General features: G+C 55.4%; 18 protein-coding genes. 2 read left to right on the plus strand and 16 right to left on the minus strand.

All coding sequences use genetic code 11. From position 1 onward, the window contains the following. Positions 1-10: 10 nt before the first annotated feature. The 10 genes from tuf to AC559G_RS00070 all read right to left on the minus strand — a co-directional run bounded on the left by tuf (position 11) and on the right by AC559G_RS00070 (position 7941). On the minus strand, positions 11-1195 hold the full coding sequence (gene tuf / locus AC559G_RS00025; protein WP_462614683.1) for an elongation factor Tu: 1185 nt from the start codon (positions 1193-1195) through the stop codon (positions 11-13). An 83-nt stretch (positions 1196-1278) separates the two neighbouring features. After that, positions 1279-3393, minus strand: coding sequence for an elongation factor G (fusA, locus tag AC559G_RS00030; protein ID WP_498910325.1), 2115 nt, complete (start codon positions 3391-3393; stop codon positions 1279-1281). 96 nt (positions 3394-3489) lie between these two features. Next, positions 3490-3960 (minus strand): 30S ribosomal protein S7, encoded by a 471-nt coding sequence (gene rpsG, locus AC559G_RS00035; RefSeq protein ID WP_279027795.1) that lies wholly within the window; start codon positions 3958-3960, stop codon positions 3490-3492. Between the two features lie 97 nt (positions 3961-4057). After that, positions 4058-4432 carry a 30S ribosomal protein S12 gene (rpsL, locus tag AC559G_RS00040; RefSeq protein ID WP_004930426.1) on the minus strand — a complete coding sequence of 125 codons (375 nt, stop codon included), beginning with the start codon at positions 4430-4432 and terminating at the stop codon, positions 4058-4060. 143 nt (positions 4433-4575) lie between these two features. After that, positions 4576-4863: a sulfurtransferase complex subunit TusB gene (tusB, locus tag AC559G_RS00045; RefSeq protein WP_498910328.1), complete on the minus strand. Its 288-nt coding sequence runs from the start codon at positions 4861-4863 to the stop codon at positions 4576-4578. A gap of 8 nt (positions 4864-4871) precedes the next feature. Beyond that, entirely contained in the window at positions 4872-5231 is a 360-nt protein-coding gene (gene tusC, locus AC559G_RS00050) for a sulfurtransferase complex subunit TusC (protein WP_438598298.1), read from the minus strand. Between the two features lie 8 nt (positions 5232-5239). Then, positions 5240-5629, minus strand: a complete 390-nt coding sequence (tusD, locus tag AC559G_RS00055) for a sulfurtransferase complex subunit TusD (RefSeq protein WP_438598297.1) — start codon at positions 5627-5629, stop codon at positions 5240-5242. Positions 5630-5640: 11 nt separating this feature from the next. Beyond that, on the minus strand, positions 5641-6354 hold the full coding sequence (locus AC559G_RS00060) for a helix-turn-helix transcriptional regulator (protein ID WP_438598292.1): 714 nt from the start codon (positions 6352-6354) through the stop codon (positions 5641-5643). A 413-nt stretch (positions 6355-6767) separates the two neighbouring features. Further along, a complete protein-coding gene (gene fkpA, locus AC559G_RS00065) occupies positions 6768-7589 on the minus strand; it encodes an FKBP-type peptidyl-prolyl cis-trans isomerase (RefSeq protein ID WP_498910330.1) in 822 nt (273 codons plus the stop codon). 223 nt (positions 7590-7812) lie between these two features. Further along, a complete protein-coding gene (locus AC559G_RS00070) occupies positions 7813-7941 on the minus strand; it encodes a hypothetical protein (protein WP_498910332.1) in 129 nt (42 codons plus the stop codon). A 38-nt stretch (positions 7942-7979) separates the two neighbouring features. On the opposite strand from AC559G_RS00070, the gene AC559G_RS00075 reads away from it, so the two are divergent. After that, positions 7980-8207 (plus strand): protein SlyX, encoded by a 228-nt coding sequence (locus AC559G_RS00075; protein ID WP_095846791.1) that lies wholly within the window; start codon positions 7980-7982, stop codon positions 8205-8207. Between the two features lie 54 nt (positions 8208-8261). Here AC559G_RS00075 and slyD read toward each other — a convergent pair whose 3' ends face one another. The 4 genes from slyD to kefG all read right to left on the minus strand — a co-directional run bounded on the left by slyD (position 8262) and on the right by kefG (position 11506). Then, positions 8262-8831 carry an FKBP-type peptidyl-prolyl cis-trans isomerase gene (slyD, locus tag AC559G_RS00080; protein ID WP_498910333.1) on the minus strand — a complete coding sequence of 190 codons (570 nt, stop codon included), beginning with the start codon at positions 8829-8831 and terminating at the stop codon, positions 8262-8264. 93 nt (positions 8832-8924) lie between these two features. Next, positions 8925-9131 (minus strand): YheV family putative zinc ribbon protein, encoded by a 207-nt coding sequence (locus AC559G_RS00085; protein ID WP_498910335.1) that lies wholly within the window; start codon positions 9129-9131, stop codon positions 8925-8927. Positions 9132-9145: 14 nt separating this feature from the next. Then, positions 9146-10951 carry a glutathione-regulated potassium-efflux system protein KefB gene (kefB, locus tag AC559G_RS00090; RefSeq protein ID WP_498910337.1) on the minus strand — a complete coding sequence of 602 codons (1806 nt, stop codon included), beginning with the start codon at positions 10949-10951 and terminating at the stop codon, positions 9146-9148. Next, positions 10952-11506 (minus strand): glutathione-regulated potassium-efflux system ancillary protein KefG, encoded by a 555-nt coding sequence (gene kefG, locus AC559G_RS00095; RefSeq protein ID WP_165907091.1) that lies wholly within the window; start codon positions 11504-11506, stop codon positions 10952-10954. Positions 11507-11641: 135 nt separating this feature from the next. Between kefG and AC559G_RS00100 the strand changes: the two genes are divergently transcribed. Beyond that, positions 11642-13561 carry an ABC transporter ATP-binding protein gene (locus AC559G_RS00100; RefSeq protein WP_498910339.1) on the plus strand — a complete coding sequence of 640 codons (1920 nt, stop codon included), beginning with the start codon at positions 11642-11644 and terminating at the stop codon, positions 13559-13561. A gap of 31 nt (positions 13562-13592) precedes the next feature. On the opposite strand, the gene AC559G_RS00105 is transcribed toward AC559G_RS00100, so the two are convergent. After that, positions 13593-15083 carry a nicotinate phosphoribosyltransferase gene (locus AC559G_RS00105; RefSeq protein ID WP_498910341.1) on the minus strand — a complete coding sequence of 497 codons (1491 nt, stop codon included), beginning with the start codon at positions 15081-15083 and terminating at the stop codon, positions 13593-13595. Positions 15084-15093: 10 nt separating this feature from the next. Beyond that, positions 15094-15954: a ribose-phosphate diphosphokinase gene (prs, locus tag AC559G_RS00110; RefSeq protein WP_498910343.1), complete on the minus strand. Its 861-nt coding sequence runs from the start codon at positions 15952-15954 to the stop codon at positions 15094-15096. Positions 15955-16121: the final 167 nt, after the last annotated feature.

Below are 16121 nucleotides of genomic sequence, written 5' to 3' on the forward strand. Positions count from 1 at the left end.
TTATCAGCGATTAAGCGATAACTTTAGCAACAACGCCCGCGCCTACGGTACGGCCGCCTTCACGGATAGCGAAACGCAGACCGTCGTCCATCGCGATTGGGTGGATCAGGGTCACTACCATTTTGATGTTATCGCCTGGCATTACCATTTCCACGCCTTCTGGCAGTTCGATGGTACCGGTCACGTCAGTCGTACGGAAGTAGAACTGTGGACGGTAGCCTTTGAAGAACGGAGTATGACGGCCGCCTTCATCTTTGCTCAGAATGTACACTTCAGATTCGAACTTGGTGTGTGGCTTGATTGAGCCTGGTTTAGCCAGAACCTGACCACGTTCGATTTCTTCACGTTTGATACCACGCAGCAGAACACCTACGTTCTCGCCAGCACGGCCTTCGTCCAACAGTTTGCGGAACATTTCAACGCCGGTACAGGTTGATTTCTGGGTGTCTTTGATACCCACGATTTCAACTTCTTCACCCACTTTGATCACGCCGCGTTCTACACGACCGGTAACTACCGTACCACGGCCGGAGATGGAGAATACGTCTTCGATTGGCAGCAGGAACGGCTTGTCAATTGCACGCTCTGGTTCTGGGATGTAGCTATCCAGTGCTTCCGCCAGTTCGATAACTTTCGCTTCCCACTCTGCTTCGCCTTCCAGCGCTTTCAGGGCAGAACCACGGATTACCGGGGTGTCGTCGCCTGGGAAATCGTATTGAGACAGCAGCTCGCGCACTTCCATCTCTACCAGTTCCAGCAGTTCTTCGTCATCAACCATGTCGCATTTGTTCAGGAACACGATGATGTAAGGAACGCCAACCTGACGGCCCAGCAGGATGTGCTCACGGGTCTGCGGCATCGGGCCGTCAGTCGCAGCAACTACCAGGATCGCGCCGTCCATCTGTGCAGCACCGGTGATCATGTTTTTCACGTAGTCGGCGTGCCCTGGGCAGTCAACGTGCGCGTAGTGGCGAGTCGGGGTATCGTATTCAACGTGAGAGGTGTTGATGGTGATACCACGCGCTTTTTCTTCTGGTGCGTTATCGATCTGATCGAAAGCACGAGCAGCACCGCCGTAGGTTTTAGCCAGTACGGAGGTGATAGCAGCGGTCAGCGTGGTTTTACCGTGGTCAACGTGACCGATAGTACCAACGTTAACGTGGGGTTTTGTACGTTCAAATTTTTCTTTAGACACGGCTTTATTCCTTACTTTTGTGCTCCCTCCTGCTGGGGGGAGCACTGGATCATTGTGTTAAACCCGAAAGCTAGCTTGAAAGCTTATTTACCACGGGCTTCGATAACGGCCTGAGCGACGTTGTTCGGTGCATCATCATACTTCAGGAATTCCATCGTGTATGATGCGCGACCTTTGGTCAGAGAACGCAGCTGAGTTGCATAACCAAACATTTCAGACAGCGGTACCTCGGCATGAATTTTAACGCCAGTCACTTCAGATTCCTGACCGCGCAGCATACCGCGACGACGGCTCAAGTCACCGATAACGTCACCGGTGTTCTCTTCAGGCGTTTCTACTTCAACCTTCATGATTGGCTCAAGCAGAACTGGTTTTGCTTTCTTAAAGCCATCTTTAAAGGCAATAGACGCAGCCAGTTTAAACGCCAGCTCAGAGGAGTCAACGTCATGGTAAGAACCGAAGTGCAGACGCACACCGAGATCAACAACCGGGTAGCCAGCCAGTGGGCCTGCTTTCAGCTGCTCCTGGATGCCTTTATCAACGGCAGGGATGTATTCGCCAGGAATTACACCACCTTTGATGTCATTGATGAACTCGTAGCCTTTCGGGTTGGAACCCGGCTCCAACGGGTACATGTCGATAACAACATGACCGTACTGACCGCGACCACCTGACTGCTTAGCGTGTTTACCTTCGATATCGGTAACTTTCGCGCGAATCGCTTCACGGTAAGCAACCTGAGGTTTACCGACGTTCGCTTCAACGTTGAATTCACGTTTCATACGGTCAACGATGATGTCGAGGTGCAGCTCACCCATACCAGCGATAATGGTCTGGTTAGATTCTTCGTCAGTCCATACGCGGAATGACGGGTCTTCTTTCGCCAGACGACCCAGAGCCAGACCCATTTTTTCCTGGTCAGCTTTGGTTTTTGGTTCTACTGCGATGGAGATTACCGGCTCAGGGAATTCCATACGCTCCAGAATGATCGGTGAATCCTGATCACACAGCGTATCACCCGTGGTGACGTCTTTCAGGCCGATAGCCGCAGCGATGTCGCCTGCACGAACTTCTTTGATCTCTTCACGTTTGTTGGCGTGCATCTGAACGATACGGCCGAAACGCTCGCGCTGAGCTTTCACAGAGTTCAGTACGGTGTCACCGGAGTTAACAACGCCGGAATACACGCGGAAGAACGTCAAGTTACCCACAAACGGGTCGGTAGCGATTTTGAACGCCAGAGCAGCAAACGGCTCGTTGTCATCAGAGTGACGCACAGCCGGCGTGTCTTTACCGTCGTCCAGCATACCGTTGATTGCAGGAACGTCAGTTGGTGCCGGCAGGTATTCGATAACCGCATCCAGCATTGCCTGTACGCCCTTGTTCTTAAATGCAGAACCACAGGTAACCAGGATGATTTCGTTGTTCAGCACGCGCTGACGCAACGCTTTCTTGATTTCTTCTTCGGTCAGCTCTTCGCCGCCCAGGTATTTGTCCATCAACTCTTCAGAAGCTTCTGCTGCGGACTCAACCAGGTTCTGGTGCCATTCGTCAGCCAGATCTTGCAGCTCGGCAGGAATGTCTTCATAAGTGAAGGTCACGCCTGCATCAGCTTCGCTCCAGTTGATGGCTTTCATTTTCACCAGGTCAACAACACCGGTGAAATGCTCTTCTGCGCCGATAGCCAACTGCAGAGGAACCGGGTTAGCACCCAGGCGAGATTTGATCTGGCCGACAACTTTCAGGAAGTTCGCACCCATGCGGTCCATTTTGTTAACGAACGCAATACGTGGAACTTTGTATTTGTTAGCCTGACGCCATACGGTCTCAGACTGTGGCTGAACACCACCGACTGCACAGTAAACCATTACCGCGCCATCAAGAACACGCATAGAACGTTCTACTTCGATGGTGAAGTCAACGTGCCCCGGGGTGTCGATGATGTTGATGCGATGCGGCTCAAACTGCTTGGCCATACCAGACCAGAAAGCAGTCGTCGCTGCAGAAGTGATGGTAATACCACGCTCCTGCTCCTGTTCCATCCAGTCCATGGTGGCTGCGCCGTCATGAACTTCACCGATTTTATGGTTTACACCGGTGTAGAACAGGATACGTTCGGTAGTAGTGGTCTTACCGGCGTCGATGTGTGCACTGATACCGATATTACGGTAGCGTGCAATGGGTGTTGTACGAGCCATTTGATTCCTCTATTCCTAGGGCGTTCAAGTTCAGTTAACCCAAGCGGGCCGGCTTCTTGAAGCGCCCGCTTGGTTAGCATAACTACTGCGTGGTCATTACCAGCGGTAGTGGGCGAACGCCTTGTTGGCTTCTGCCATACGGTGAACGTCTTCACGCTTCTTAACAGCAGAACCTTTGTTCTCTGCTGCATCAGACAGCTCGTTCGCCAGGCGCAGAGCCATGGATTTATCACCGCGTTTACGAGCAGCATCAACGATCCAGCGCATTGCCAAGGCATTACGACGAACCGGACGGACTTCAACTGGTACCTGATAAGTAGAACCACCAACGCGGCGAGACTTAACTTCGACAGTCGGGCGCACGTTTTCCAGGGCTACTTCGAAAGCTTCCAGTTCGGCTTTACCAGAACGCTGAGCCAGGGTCTCCAGCGCGGTATAGACGATTGCTTCAGCAGTAGATTTTTTACCATCTACCATCAGGATATTTACAAATTTGGCCAGCAGCTCAGATCCGAACTTAGGATCCGGCAGAATTTTACGTTGACCAATGACGCGACGACGTGGCATGGAAATACTCCGTTGTTAATTCAGGATTGTCCAAAACTCTACGAGTTTATTTTGACATTAAAGTTAAAAATGTTTGGCCTTACTTAACGGAGAACCATTAAGCCTTTGGCTTCTTCACACCGTACTTGGAACGTGCTTGCTTACGGTCTTTAACACCGGAGCAGTCAAGTGCGCCGCGAACGGTGTGGTAACGCACACCTGGCAAGTCTTTTACACGACCGCCACGGATCAGGATCACGGAGTGCTCCTGCAGGTTGTGACCTTCACCACCGATGTAGGAAGTCACTTCGAAACCGTTAGTCAAACGCACACGGCAAACTTTACGCAGTGCGGAGTTTGGTTTTTTCGGGGTGGTGGTATATACGCGGGTACATACACCACGTTTTTGCGGGCAGGCTTCCAGCGCTGGAACGTTGCTTTTAGCAGCCTTCACAGAGCGTGGTTTGCGAACCAGCTGGTTAATCGTTGCCATTCAAAAAGCTCCTGGTTTTTGCTTCGTATCTTGCTTCGTAAACATGTGATAAATCCCCTCGTATGCACGACTGGCAAAGTACGAGGACGCAGAATTTTATGGCTGACCAGGAAAGGTGTCAAGAAATATACAACATCATGCGCCTACCAGGCCGTTTGAGCCGGGTGTTTTTCGGTCAGCTCAACGAACTCAGTATAACCGATGACCGTCACGTTGTGTGAAATATAACCAGGCAAACCGCGCGCTTCCACATCGGCCTGCAGGGCAAACAGCGCAACAGGAGCCTGCTGAAGCTGCGCCAGATGAACGCTGCCGGCCAAGCCGGCCAGCACCCCATTTTGCAAGAGCAGCAGCGCATCGCCCGGCTGCGCCAAGCGTAACAACGCGGGCAGATCGCATTCGGCAGGGGAATGGCTCAGGGTAAACAGCATGGGGGCTCCTAGAAGGTCATAACCACATCGTAGCCGGCGAGGCGTTGGCGCAGCGCCTGCGGCGCCAACACGGTGGCATCCAGCACCCAGCGGGTTTCCTGCGCCAATCCGCGCGCCTGTAAAGAGGCTTCGCACAGATAACACTGCTCCACGTCATACAGCGGCAGAACGCCAAAAGTGGCGATATAATCGCGCGCCAACACCTTTGCCGGTTGCTGGCCTGGCAGCAGTTGCAAGACGCCATCGCCAATAAAAAACACGCCGATATCTTCGCTTAATGCCGAAGTGGCAAGCAAGGCATCCAGCCCTTCCCTGCCGCTGCTGCACCCATGCGGGCCGTGGGTAAAGACAAAGGCTACGCGTTTCATCTTGCTCATTAAAACTGCACCATGCGATCGCAACTGAGCGCCGCTTCCGCCAGCGCGCCCAGCCCGCTAAGGGTAAAGCCCGGCTGCATATTGCACGCTGGCAGATCCTGGCGCGCGGCTTCTTCGGCATCGGCCACGCCGCGGCGCAGCGCCGCCGCCACGCAGACGTTCAGCGCGATGCCGTGCTGCTGCGCCAGTTGCTGCCAGGCACGCACCAGATCAAACTCATCGCTGGCGGGTGATGTCAGTTGGTTGGCGTTCAACACCCCTTCCCGATAAAAAAACACGCTGCCAAGGCGATGGCCTTTTGCCAGCAGCGCCTGAGCAAACTGGTAGGCACTGCTGGCCTGCTGCGTGCCGTATGCCGGGCCGGTTACCATCAGGCAATAGTCCAGCACGGGGGATGAACTCACAGCAGATCCCCATTTTTGAACTGGCGAATGTACAGGTACACGGTATGTTTGGAGATATTGAGGCGATCGGCCACCTGGTTGATCGCATCCTTGATATCAAAAATGCCTTTTTCGTACAGGTTTAGCACCACCTGGCGATTTTTAACGTTGTTGGCAACGTTGCGATCGGCATTCACTTCTTCAATGGTGAACTCCAGCGTTTGCGCCACCAGTTCGTCGACCGAAGAGGCGAAGTTAACCGGGGAAGGCACTTCCTCCTGGGTTTGCGGCGGCATAAAGGTTTGCATCACCTGGGAAAACGGCACGTCCAGGTTCATGTTGATGCACAACAAACCAATCACGCGCTGCTCACGGTTGCGGATAGCGATCGTCACTGATTTCATCAGCGCGCCGCTCTTGGCGCGCGTGAAATAGGTTTTGGATACGCTGCTGTCATCCCCGGCCATATCGTGCAGCATCCGCAGTGCCAAATCGGTAATCGGCGAGCCAATCTTGCGCCCGGTATGTTCGCCATTGGCAATGCGCACCGCAGAACATTTCAAATCCTCAAGCGAGTGCAGCACGATTTCACAGTAGCTGCCGATGAGCATCGCCAAACCGTCGACCACGGATTCGTACGACTTAAGAATTTCATGATCCGTTTGGCTAAACGGACGTTCGTCCAGCAAATCCATTTCGCTGGCCTCGCTGGATAAAAGCGAATTAGACATTAAAGATTCCACCCTCATAAATCTAGATCGCCTGTGCCAGGGGGCGCAGCTAAAACTGCTCGTTCAGGCCCCGTTTACGCGGCGAATACCGGCTGCGACATCCCTTTGCGGTAAACAGGCTGACATCAGTATGAAACAGCACGACGAGCGTCCACAGGCCAGATCGGCCGGGAACAGTTTTAGATACACGCCCTAAGGGGCAGGCGCCTGGCATGTAATTCCGGACAGCTAGTTTAGCAAAACTGCCGGCATAAATTCCTTGCATTTGCGCATGGTTCTGACGTTAAGCCCACAGGGCCCAGGGCGTCAAGCGATCCGTCAGCATCATGGCTAACGTTGTAGGGGGGATGCTGGGGCAGCAGAACGCAAACTGCCCTGGGCGTTAACCCAGGGCAGTGTTCAGAGGGGCGGGCTTATTGCGCGCTGCTTTCAGCGGCTTCGCCTGCCGGTTTTTCCGCTTTGGCATCGGCTTTCGGCGCGGCTTTTACGTCCAGCAGTTCAACGTCGAACACCAGCGTGGAGTTGGCAGGAATGCCAGGAACGCCGGTTTTACCGTAGGCCAGCGCTGGCGGGATAACCAGTTTGAGCTTGCCGCCTTTCTTGATGTGTTTCAGGCCTTCTGTCCAGCCTGGGATAACACCGTCCAGACGGAAGGAAAGCGGCTCACCGCGGGTGTAGGAGTTATCAAATTCCGTACCGTCGATCAGCGTACCCTTGTAGTTGACCACCACGGTATCGCTGTCTTTCGGCGCTTCGCCGGCACCCGGTTTTTCTACCTGATACAGCAGGCCGGAAGCGGTTTTCTTCACGCCTTTTTCCTTGGCGAAGGCTTCGCGGTATTTCGCCCCCTTCGCTTCGTTATCTTTCGCGTCCTGCTCCATCTTCGCCTGAGCGGAAGCCTTCACACGCGCTTCAAAACCTTGCAGGGTTTTTTCGATATCGGCATCGTTCAGTTTGCTCTTATTGGCGAACGCGTCCTGAACACCGGCAATCAGCTGATCCTTATCCAGCTTGATACCCAGCTTTTCCTGTTCTTTCAGAGAATTGTCCATGTAACGGCCCAGGGAAGCGCCCAGTGCGTACGCGGCTTGTTCGTCATCGTTCTTGAAATTACCGGTACTTGGTGAAGCTGAAGTGTCCGCGGGTTTCGCCGCATCGGCCGCCATTGCCTGGGTCGCGTTCAACACAAATGCCATGGTGGTTGCCAGAAGCGTAACTTTAAACAAAGATTTCATCCATTTCTCCCGTATTTGAAGCAAAGCCCCAAAACGTTATTTAGTAAGATAACCAGGCTACTATAGCCGCCCGCAAGACAACAAAACAGCCGTACAGGTAACCAATCGAGTCAAAATGTGACCACGCATCCATGAAGAAGTTTCGTCTGATTTTCTACCTGTATGATAAATCAGATATTTCTTGATTATGACACACAGAAATAATCCACTCCCCGGCCATTTATCATAGCGATAGCGGGCGCCGCTGCGGTTTTCCCCAGCGCAACGGCCGCCACGGCGCCAGGCCTGACCACGGCGTTGGAAACGACAACGTGAAATAGCGCAACGCAAAGCCCGCGCCAACTGCTAACATAGCGCCTGTTTTCCGCTTTACGACACAGAGGCCGCATCATGCACAATGCCGACAACCAAAGCCTGCTACAGCGGCTTGAAGAGCTGGAGAGCCGCCAGGCTTTTCAGGAAGTCACCATCGAAGAACTGAACAAAACCGTGGTGCAGCAGCAGCTTGAAATATTAAAGCTGCGCGATCACTTGCGCCTGCTGACGGATAAGCTGCGCGCCACGCAACCTTCGATGATTGCACCGCAATCAGAAGAGACGCCGCCGCCGCATTACTAAGAGCGATAAAAAAGGCCGCCTTAAGCGACCTTTTGAAACAACCTGCGCGCCGGATTAATGGCAACCGCACCCGCCGTTGCCGCAACCGCCCTTACCGTGGTCATGATCATGATCGTGGCCATGACCGCCACAGCAGCCGTCGCCGTGTTCGTGATCGTGCTCACCGTGCACATGGCCGTGCTCCAGCTCTTCTTCAGTGGCCGCGCGGACTGCCACGACTTCCACGTTGAAGTTCAGGTTTTGTCCTGCCAGCATATGGTTGCCGTCAACCACAACGTGGTCGCCGTCCAGCTCGGTGATTTCAACCGGAACCGGGCCCTGGTCGGTATCAGCCAGGAAGCGCATGCCAACCTGAAGTTCATCAACGCCCATGAAAACGTCTTTCGGGACGCGCTGCACCAGGTTTTCATCGTAGTTGCCGTAGGCTTCGTTAGCGCCGACATGCACATCAAAGCGATCGCCGACATCGTGGCCTTCAAGCGCTTTTTCCAGACCTGCGATCAGAGAACCATGCCCGTGCAGATAGTCCAACGGTGCACTCACCGGAGACTCATCAACCAAAACACCGTCTTCTGTACGTACTTGGTAAGCCAGGCTGACCACCAAGTCTTTTGCTACTTTCATGATATCTCCTACCGTTGGAATCTAAACCGGACAGATTGTAACGGAAATCTGGACCGCTGTACCCTTCAGCATAAGAAATCACGGCAAATAACGCTACTCTGGATGGAAAATCCCTATCACCTGTTCCTGCGGCCGCACGTGTTTTTCCACCTGTGCTGCTTCAGGTTGGCGCTGATGGTGGCCGCATTTGACGCATTCGACAACTTCCACCTGATCCTCACGCCAAACCGCCAGGGTATCCATCGCGTTACAGGCCGGGCATACGGCACCGGCGATAAACCGCTTACGCGTTGCAGACATTGTTGCGCTCCTGATCACTCATATTCGTCCCAACCATTAAATTGCCGCTTTTCCTGCTGCATTTCCCGGTAAAACAGCTCATCAAGCTCCCGTCGGGCCTCTTTGACCCGGGAAATCTGCGCGACGTCCCCCTGATGCGGTGGCATCAGCTCACGCAGCATGCGCATATCCAGCCGCCGAAAGTGCTGCTGTGCGCGGTATGCCTGGTGCGGATGCATGCCCAGCGTCATCAGCGCCTTGCGCCCCAGCTCCAACGCACTGGAGAAAGTTTCGCGGCTGAATAGCTCCACCCCGGCCTGCAACAGCTCATGCGCCTCTACGCGGCCACGTGCGCGCGCCAGGATGGACAAATGGGGAAAGTGCTGCTGGCACAGGTGGACGATTTCCATCGTGTCTTCCGGGCCGTTACTGGTTATCACGATCGATTTGGCTTTTTCTGCGCCCGCGGCGCGCAGCAGTTCCAATTCGGTCGCATCGCCGTAATAGACCTTGTAACCATAGCGCCGCAGCATGCTAACCGCACTGACATCACGCTCAAGCACGGTGACACGCATTTTATTCGCCATCAGCAAGCGCCCGATCACCTGGCCGAAGCGGCCGAAGCCGACAATAATCACCTGCGGATCGTCATCTTCCACATAGGGGATCTCTTCATCTTCACTGGCAGCGTTGTAACGGCGGGCAAGGATACGGTCGATAATCTGCATCAACAACGGCGTAGTAATCATCGACAGCGTAACCACCACCAGCAGCAATGCCAACTGATCCGCGTCCAGCAAATGCTGGGTCGCCGCGGCCGAGAACAACACGAACGCAAACTCCCCGCCCTGGCTCAGCACGCCGGCGAACTGCAGGCGCACCGAGGTACGCAGCCCAAACACCCGCGCCAGCCCGTACAGCACACAGGATTTAAGCGCGATCAGCGCCACCACGCCAATCAATACCTCGGCCAGATGGGTATAAAGCACGCCCATATTGAGCGCCATCCCCACCGAGATAAAAAACAGCCCCAACAGCAGCCCTTTGAAAGGTTCGATGGCGATTTCCAGCTCGTGGCGGTACTCACTTTCCGCCAGCAGCACGCCGGCGATAAAGGTGCCCAGCGCCATCGAAAGGCCCAGTGCGTCCATAAACAGCGCCGCACCCAATACCACCAGCAGCGCCCCCGCGGTAAAGATTTCGCGCACGCCGGAAGCGGCGATATAACGGAACAGCGGGCGTAGCAGGTAACGGCCGCCGATCAGCATGCCGGCGAAGGCCGCCACTTTTAGCGCGATTTTCTGCCAGTCATCGCTGGTGCCGCCGCCGACCAGGATCGGGATCAGCGCCAGCGCCGGAATCACCGCCATATCCTGGAACAACAGGACGGAAAAGCCGAGCTGGCCACCTTCGTTACGGTTCATCCCCTTTTCGCGCATCAATTGCAGCGCCATGGCGGTTGAGGACATCGCCAGGCCGATGCCGCCGATCACCGCCGCCTGCCAGGAAAAACGGGAAAGGCAAAGCAGCGCAGCCAGCAACGCGGCGGTAATCAACACCTGCCCGGCCCCCACGCCAAAGATAGAACGGCGCAGCGCCCACAGCTTGGCGGGGTTCAGCTCCAGCCCAATAATGAACATCAGGAACACCACGCCCAGCTCGGAGAAATGCAGGATCTCCGCCACGTCGCGAATGAACCCCAGCCCCCACGGACCAATGGCCACCCCGGCGATCAGGTAGCCGAGCACCGCCCCAATGCCCAGCCGCCGCGCGATCGGCACCGTCACGACGGCTGCGAACAGAAACAGCAGGATGGCAGTCAGTAAGGTATTTCCTTCCATTTATTGCATTCCTTGCTGCGGTAATGGATTACGTAGCCAGTCGCCATAGGCTTTGGCGTGGCTGGCCAACACGTCCGGCTTCAACCGGCGCGCCCAGTAAACGATGATTGGCGTCAGCCAATGCATATGGCACATGGCCGCCGTCAGTTCGAACGGGCGCAGAACATCCTCCATGGGATAACGATTATAGCCGCCGCTACGGTACGCCCCTTCCGGCTCACCGGTGGTGATCACCGAGCGCCAGTATTTCCCGGCCAGCGCATCGCCGCCCACGCCGCTGGCAAAGCCGCGGGACAACACGCGATCCAGCCATTCTTTCAGCAGTGCCGGGCAACTGTAGGTATACAAAGGATGTTGGAAAACAATAACCTGATGGTCGCGCAGTAATTGTTGTTCAAAATGGATATCAATAAAGAAATCTGGGTAGTGCGCGTACAAATCGTGCACGGTGACATGCTCCAACTGCTGTGCCGGTTGCAGCAAAACCCGGTTGGCTACCGAGTCCTGGGATTCCGGATGGGCGTACAGCAGCAAAACCTTGGGCGGCTGCGACATCATTCCCCCTCCAAAGCGTCGTCATGATAGCGGTTTTCCGTTACCATGCTGCGCAAAGACTAAAAATAGGGCAGCATCTGCCCTGTCAATGTTTACACCATCTCAATTTAACATACTCTAAACTTACGGCGCTTTATGATTGTTTTCTCCTCGCTACAAATCCGACGCGGCACCCGCGTCTTGCTGGATAACGCCACCGCTACGGTTAATCCGGGCCAGAAAGTTGGGCTGGTGGGTAAAAACGGCTGCGGCAAGTCGACCTTGCTGGCGCTGCTGAAAGGTGAAATCGCCGCGGACGGCGGTAGCTACACCTTTCCCAGCAACTGGGCGCTGGCCTGGGTTAACCAGGAAACGCCCGCGCTCGACATGCCGGCGCTTGAGTATGTTATCGACGGCGATCGCGAATACCGTCAGCTTGAGGCCGAATTGCAGTTGGCGAATGAGAGAGATGACGGCAACGCCATTGCCACGCTGCATGGCAAACTGGACGCCATTGGCGCCTGGACCATCCAGGCGCGCGCGGCCAGCCTGCTGCACGGCCTCGGTTTTTCCAACGAACAGCTGCAAAGCCCGGTCCGGGCGTTTTCCGGCGGTTGGCGTATGCGCCTCAACCTGGCGCAGGCGCTGATCTGCCGTTCCGATCTGCTGTTGCTCGACGAACCGACCAACCACCTGGATCTGGACGCGGTCATCTGGCTTGAGCGTTGGCTGAAAAGCTATTCCGGCACGCTGGTTCTGATCTCGCACGACCGCGATTTTCTTGATCCGATTGTGGATAAAATCCTGCATATCGAACAGCAAACGCTGAACGAATACACCGGCAACTACTCATCATTCGAGCGCCAGCGCGCCACCAAACTGGCGCAGCAGCAGTCGCTGTATCAGCACCAACAGGAAAAAGTGGCCCACCTGCAACACTACATTGACCGTTTCCGCGCCAAGGCGACCAAGGCCAAGCAGGCCCAGAGCCGCATCAAGATGCTGGAACGTATGGAGCTGATTGCCCCGGCGCTCGTCGATAACCCGTTCAGCTTCAGCTTCCGCGAACCGGAAAGCCTGCCCAACCCGCTGTTGCGGATGGATAAGGTCAGCGCCGGCTACGGCGACAAGGTCATTCTGCAGTCCATCAAGCTGAATCTGGTACCGGGTTCACGCATCGGCCTGCTGGGGCGCAACGGCGCCGGTAAATCGACGCTGATCAAACTGTTGGCCGGCACACTGGCGCCATTGAGCGGCGAAGTCGGCTTGGCGAAAGGCATCAAGCTTGGTTACTTCGCCCAGCATCAGTTGGAGTTTTTGCGTGCGGATGAGTCGCCGCTGCAGCATCTGAGCCGCCTGGCGCCACGCGTGCTGGAGCAGCAACTGCGCGATTACCTCGGCGGCTTCGGCTTCCAGGGCGATAAAGTCACCGAAGCGACGCAGCGTTTTTCCGGCGGGGAAAAAGCCCGCCTGGTGCTGGCGCTGATCGTCTGGCAGCGCCCGAACCTGCTGCTGCTTGATGAACCGACCAACCACCTGGATCTGGACATGCGCCAGGCGCTGACCGAAGCGTTGATCGATTTCGAAGGCGCGCTGGTAGTGGTTTCGCACGATCGTCACCTGATCCGTTCCACCACCGACGATCTTTATCTGGTGCACGACGGCCAGGTCGAGCCTTTTAGCGGCGATCTGGAAGACTACCAGCAATGGCTAAGCGATCTGCAAAAACAGCAGGCGCAGCAGGACGCCGCCCCGAAACAGGATAACGGCAACAGCGCCCAAGCGCGTAAAGACCAGAAACGGCGCGAAGCGGAATTTCGCAGCCAAACCCAGCCGCTGCGCAAACAGATCGCCAGACTGGAACAGCAGATGGAAAAACTGGGCGCCGATCTGGCGGCAATTGAAGAGAAACTGGCGGATTCCGCGCTGTACGACAACAGCCGTAAGGCCGAGTTGACCGACTGCCTGCAACAGCAAAGCCAGGCCAAATCCGCGCTGGAAGAAACGGAAATGACCTGGCTCGATGCGCAAGAACAGTTGGAACAGTTAACCCAGGCGTTTGAAGCGGAAAATTAACGCCGCGCCCTGAGTGGGCGGCGGCGAGTTATCAGCACAGGCGGCCAAGGCGCTGGCGGATCTGCGCCAGCGAGTCCTGATGGTAAAGTTTGCCATCGAGGAAACGGGTTTTCAGTTCGCCCCGCTGCTCCTGCTGCCAGTTTTGGTTATCCAGCAGTTGGTATTCGCCTTGCTCGTCACGTATCACCCGCAACAAGCCACGCGCCGATTGTTTTAAGCCGTTATCGGTTTTTGGCTGTTTGAAGATAGCGCGCCCCACCCCATTCACTTCACCGTAGGTCGCCTTCATCGCAAAGCCAAACGTATCACGGGTATTATACTGATAAGTAAAGGAACCTACGCCAAAAACCACGTTTGCGCTGGCAAAGCCCTTCGCCGCCAAGCGGCTAAGAATCTCCTGCGCCCGCGCCAGCGTGATCGAATCGCCGTAAATCAACCCCACGTGCGGATCCAACACCTTGTAGCCTTTGCTGTTTACCGTGCCGCCAAAGATTTCCCATAGCACTTCCACAGACCCTTTCTCCTGCGCGCTACGCGTCGGGCTATGATCGTGGTCATCACCGCTGCCGCAAATAATATCGCAAGGATCGCCGCTGTCCGGGCGGAATACCACGCGGCCGTCTCGCGCCATGATCTTGCCGTGCAGTTCCCGGGTAAACTCCGTCAAAACCCGCCAGTAATCCCAAGTATCCGATACGATGGACACCAGGCCGTTCGGGTATAAATCTTCAATCAGCCGGCGAAAAGTCTCGATCTCCGTCGCCTGCTCGCCCATACACATCACGCTGTGTTCCGTCGCGGGAATGCTTCCCGCTACAAAGTAATCGCCCGCGGTGGGGTAATACTGCTGCGCGTACAGGATGGCGGGGATATTATCGGTGCCTTTAAAGCTCAACAGGTGCCCCACGCCCGATTGCGCCACGTCATGCAGGCCCGACATGCCACGGAAGGAAAAATCGTGGCATTGAAAATCAAGGTGCGCCATATCATCACAGGTGAGATCCGCCCACGCCTGGCAAATTTTGCGGTAGTGATGGGCGATGGTGGCATTGGTCGATGCCTTCCACAATTCGGCAGAGATCACCGTTTCCAGATAGTTAACCAGCCAAAAGAACTCATCCCGCGTGTTGGTGATGGTAAGCACCGGCACTTTCATCCCGACTTTGCTGCCCTCATCCAGCGCTTTGATATGCAGCGGCAGATAGCCCAGCCGGTGCAAGGCGCGAATATGCTCAACGGAGACCCGATCCTGGCCAATATAGCTGTCCATCAGTGCCTTATACTCACCCACCACTTTCTCTTCCGGCTGCGCAAAAAACTGTTGGTTGAATAAGTCCACCATAAACCATTGCAGGAAACCCTGCAGGCCGAAGAAGACCAGTTTTCCATCTGCCTGCGGCGAGGCAAAGAACCGATCGCTGCGCGGCGTGAAGTTGGAGTACACCCGCGTGGTGCCCTGCGGGTACTGTTCACGGTGGGAAACCTTATAGCCGTCAATCGCCAAAATTGGATTGGTTAACATCAGCAACTCCTTAGTGGGCGTAAATACGCTCAATATCAATCAGTTCAACGCATTCCCCGGCGATATCCGCCGCCGCATAAGAGGTAGTGGTATAGATATGATCAATACCTTGCGCCAGCAGGCGCGACGTGCCCTGGGAGAACACGCCGTGCGTGACATACAGGCTGACGGTGCGGGCGCCGGCCTGCCGCAATACCTGGGCCGCGCCGATAAACGTGCCGCCGCCATCGCACAGGTCATCAACAATGAGCACGTCTTTTCCTGGCACATCCCCCGCCAGCAGTTCAAAACCGGTGAGTTCCCCCGTTAACACATCGCGGTGCTTGGTCATGGTGCCGTATTCCGCTAGGCCAAAATGCGCCGCCACCGCGTGGATTTTTTTCAACGCGCCGGCGTCCGGCGCGATGAGCATCAAACGTTGTTGCGCCAGTAAGCCTGCCAGCCTGGCACTGTGCTGCATGCACTGCTGTTGCGTAATGGCATGCAGCCGGTTGACCGCTGCGGCCGCCACGTCGCTGTGCGGATCCAGTACCGTCACGCGATCAAAAGCCAGCGTATTCAACAGTTGGCCGAACACCTTAAGGGCAAAGCTGTCGCCATCGCCCATATGGCGATCCTGGCGGGCATACGGCAGATAAGGCAGTTCAAGCAGACTCTCTTTAATCAGGAACCGGTGGCGCACGGCGTCCACCAACTGCGCCAGCAGCATAAAATCATCCATGCTGCGCATTGCCGTGGCGCGAATACGCATCTGCGTGGCCGTGGTTATCGCCGGCTGGTGGAAACGGGCATACACCGCCCCATCGGGAAACCGGCCGGTGATGACCGCCACCGGAACCGAATCCAAAAATAGCTGTAGTTGTGCGCTCATTTGCCATTCCTCATCTTGCTAACAATTAATGTCCCTAGGACATTTATATAATTGTCCAACAGACATTAATTGGCAAGTAAAAAATAGCCTAATTACGCACAATCAATATAACCATTTGTTTATACTTGACTTTAACTCTGAGCATCGGCTTGCTGCCTTGGCTGGGA

Origin of the sequence: Gibbsiella greigii, assembly GCF_039540155.1 — a bacterium.
GTDB classification, from domain to species: Bacteria; Pseudomonadota; Gammaproteobacteria; order Enterobacterales; family Enterobacteriaceae; genus Gibbsiella; species Gibbsiella quercinecans.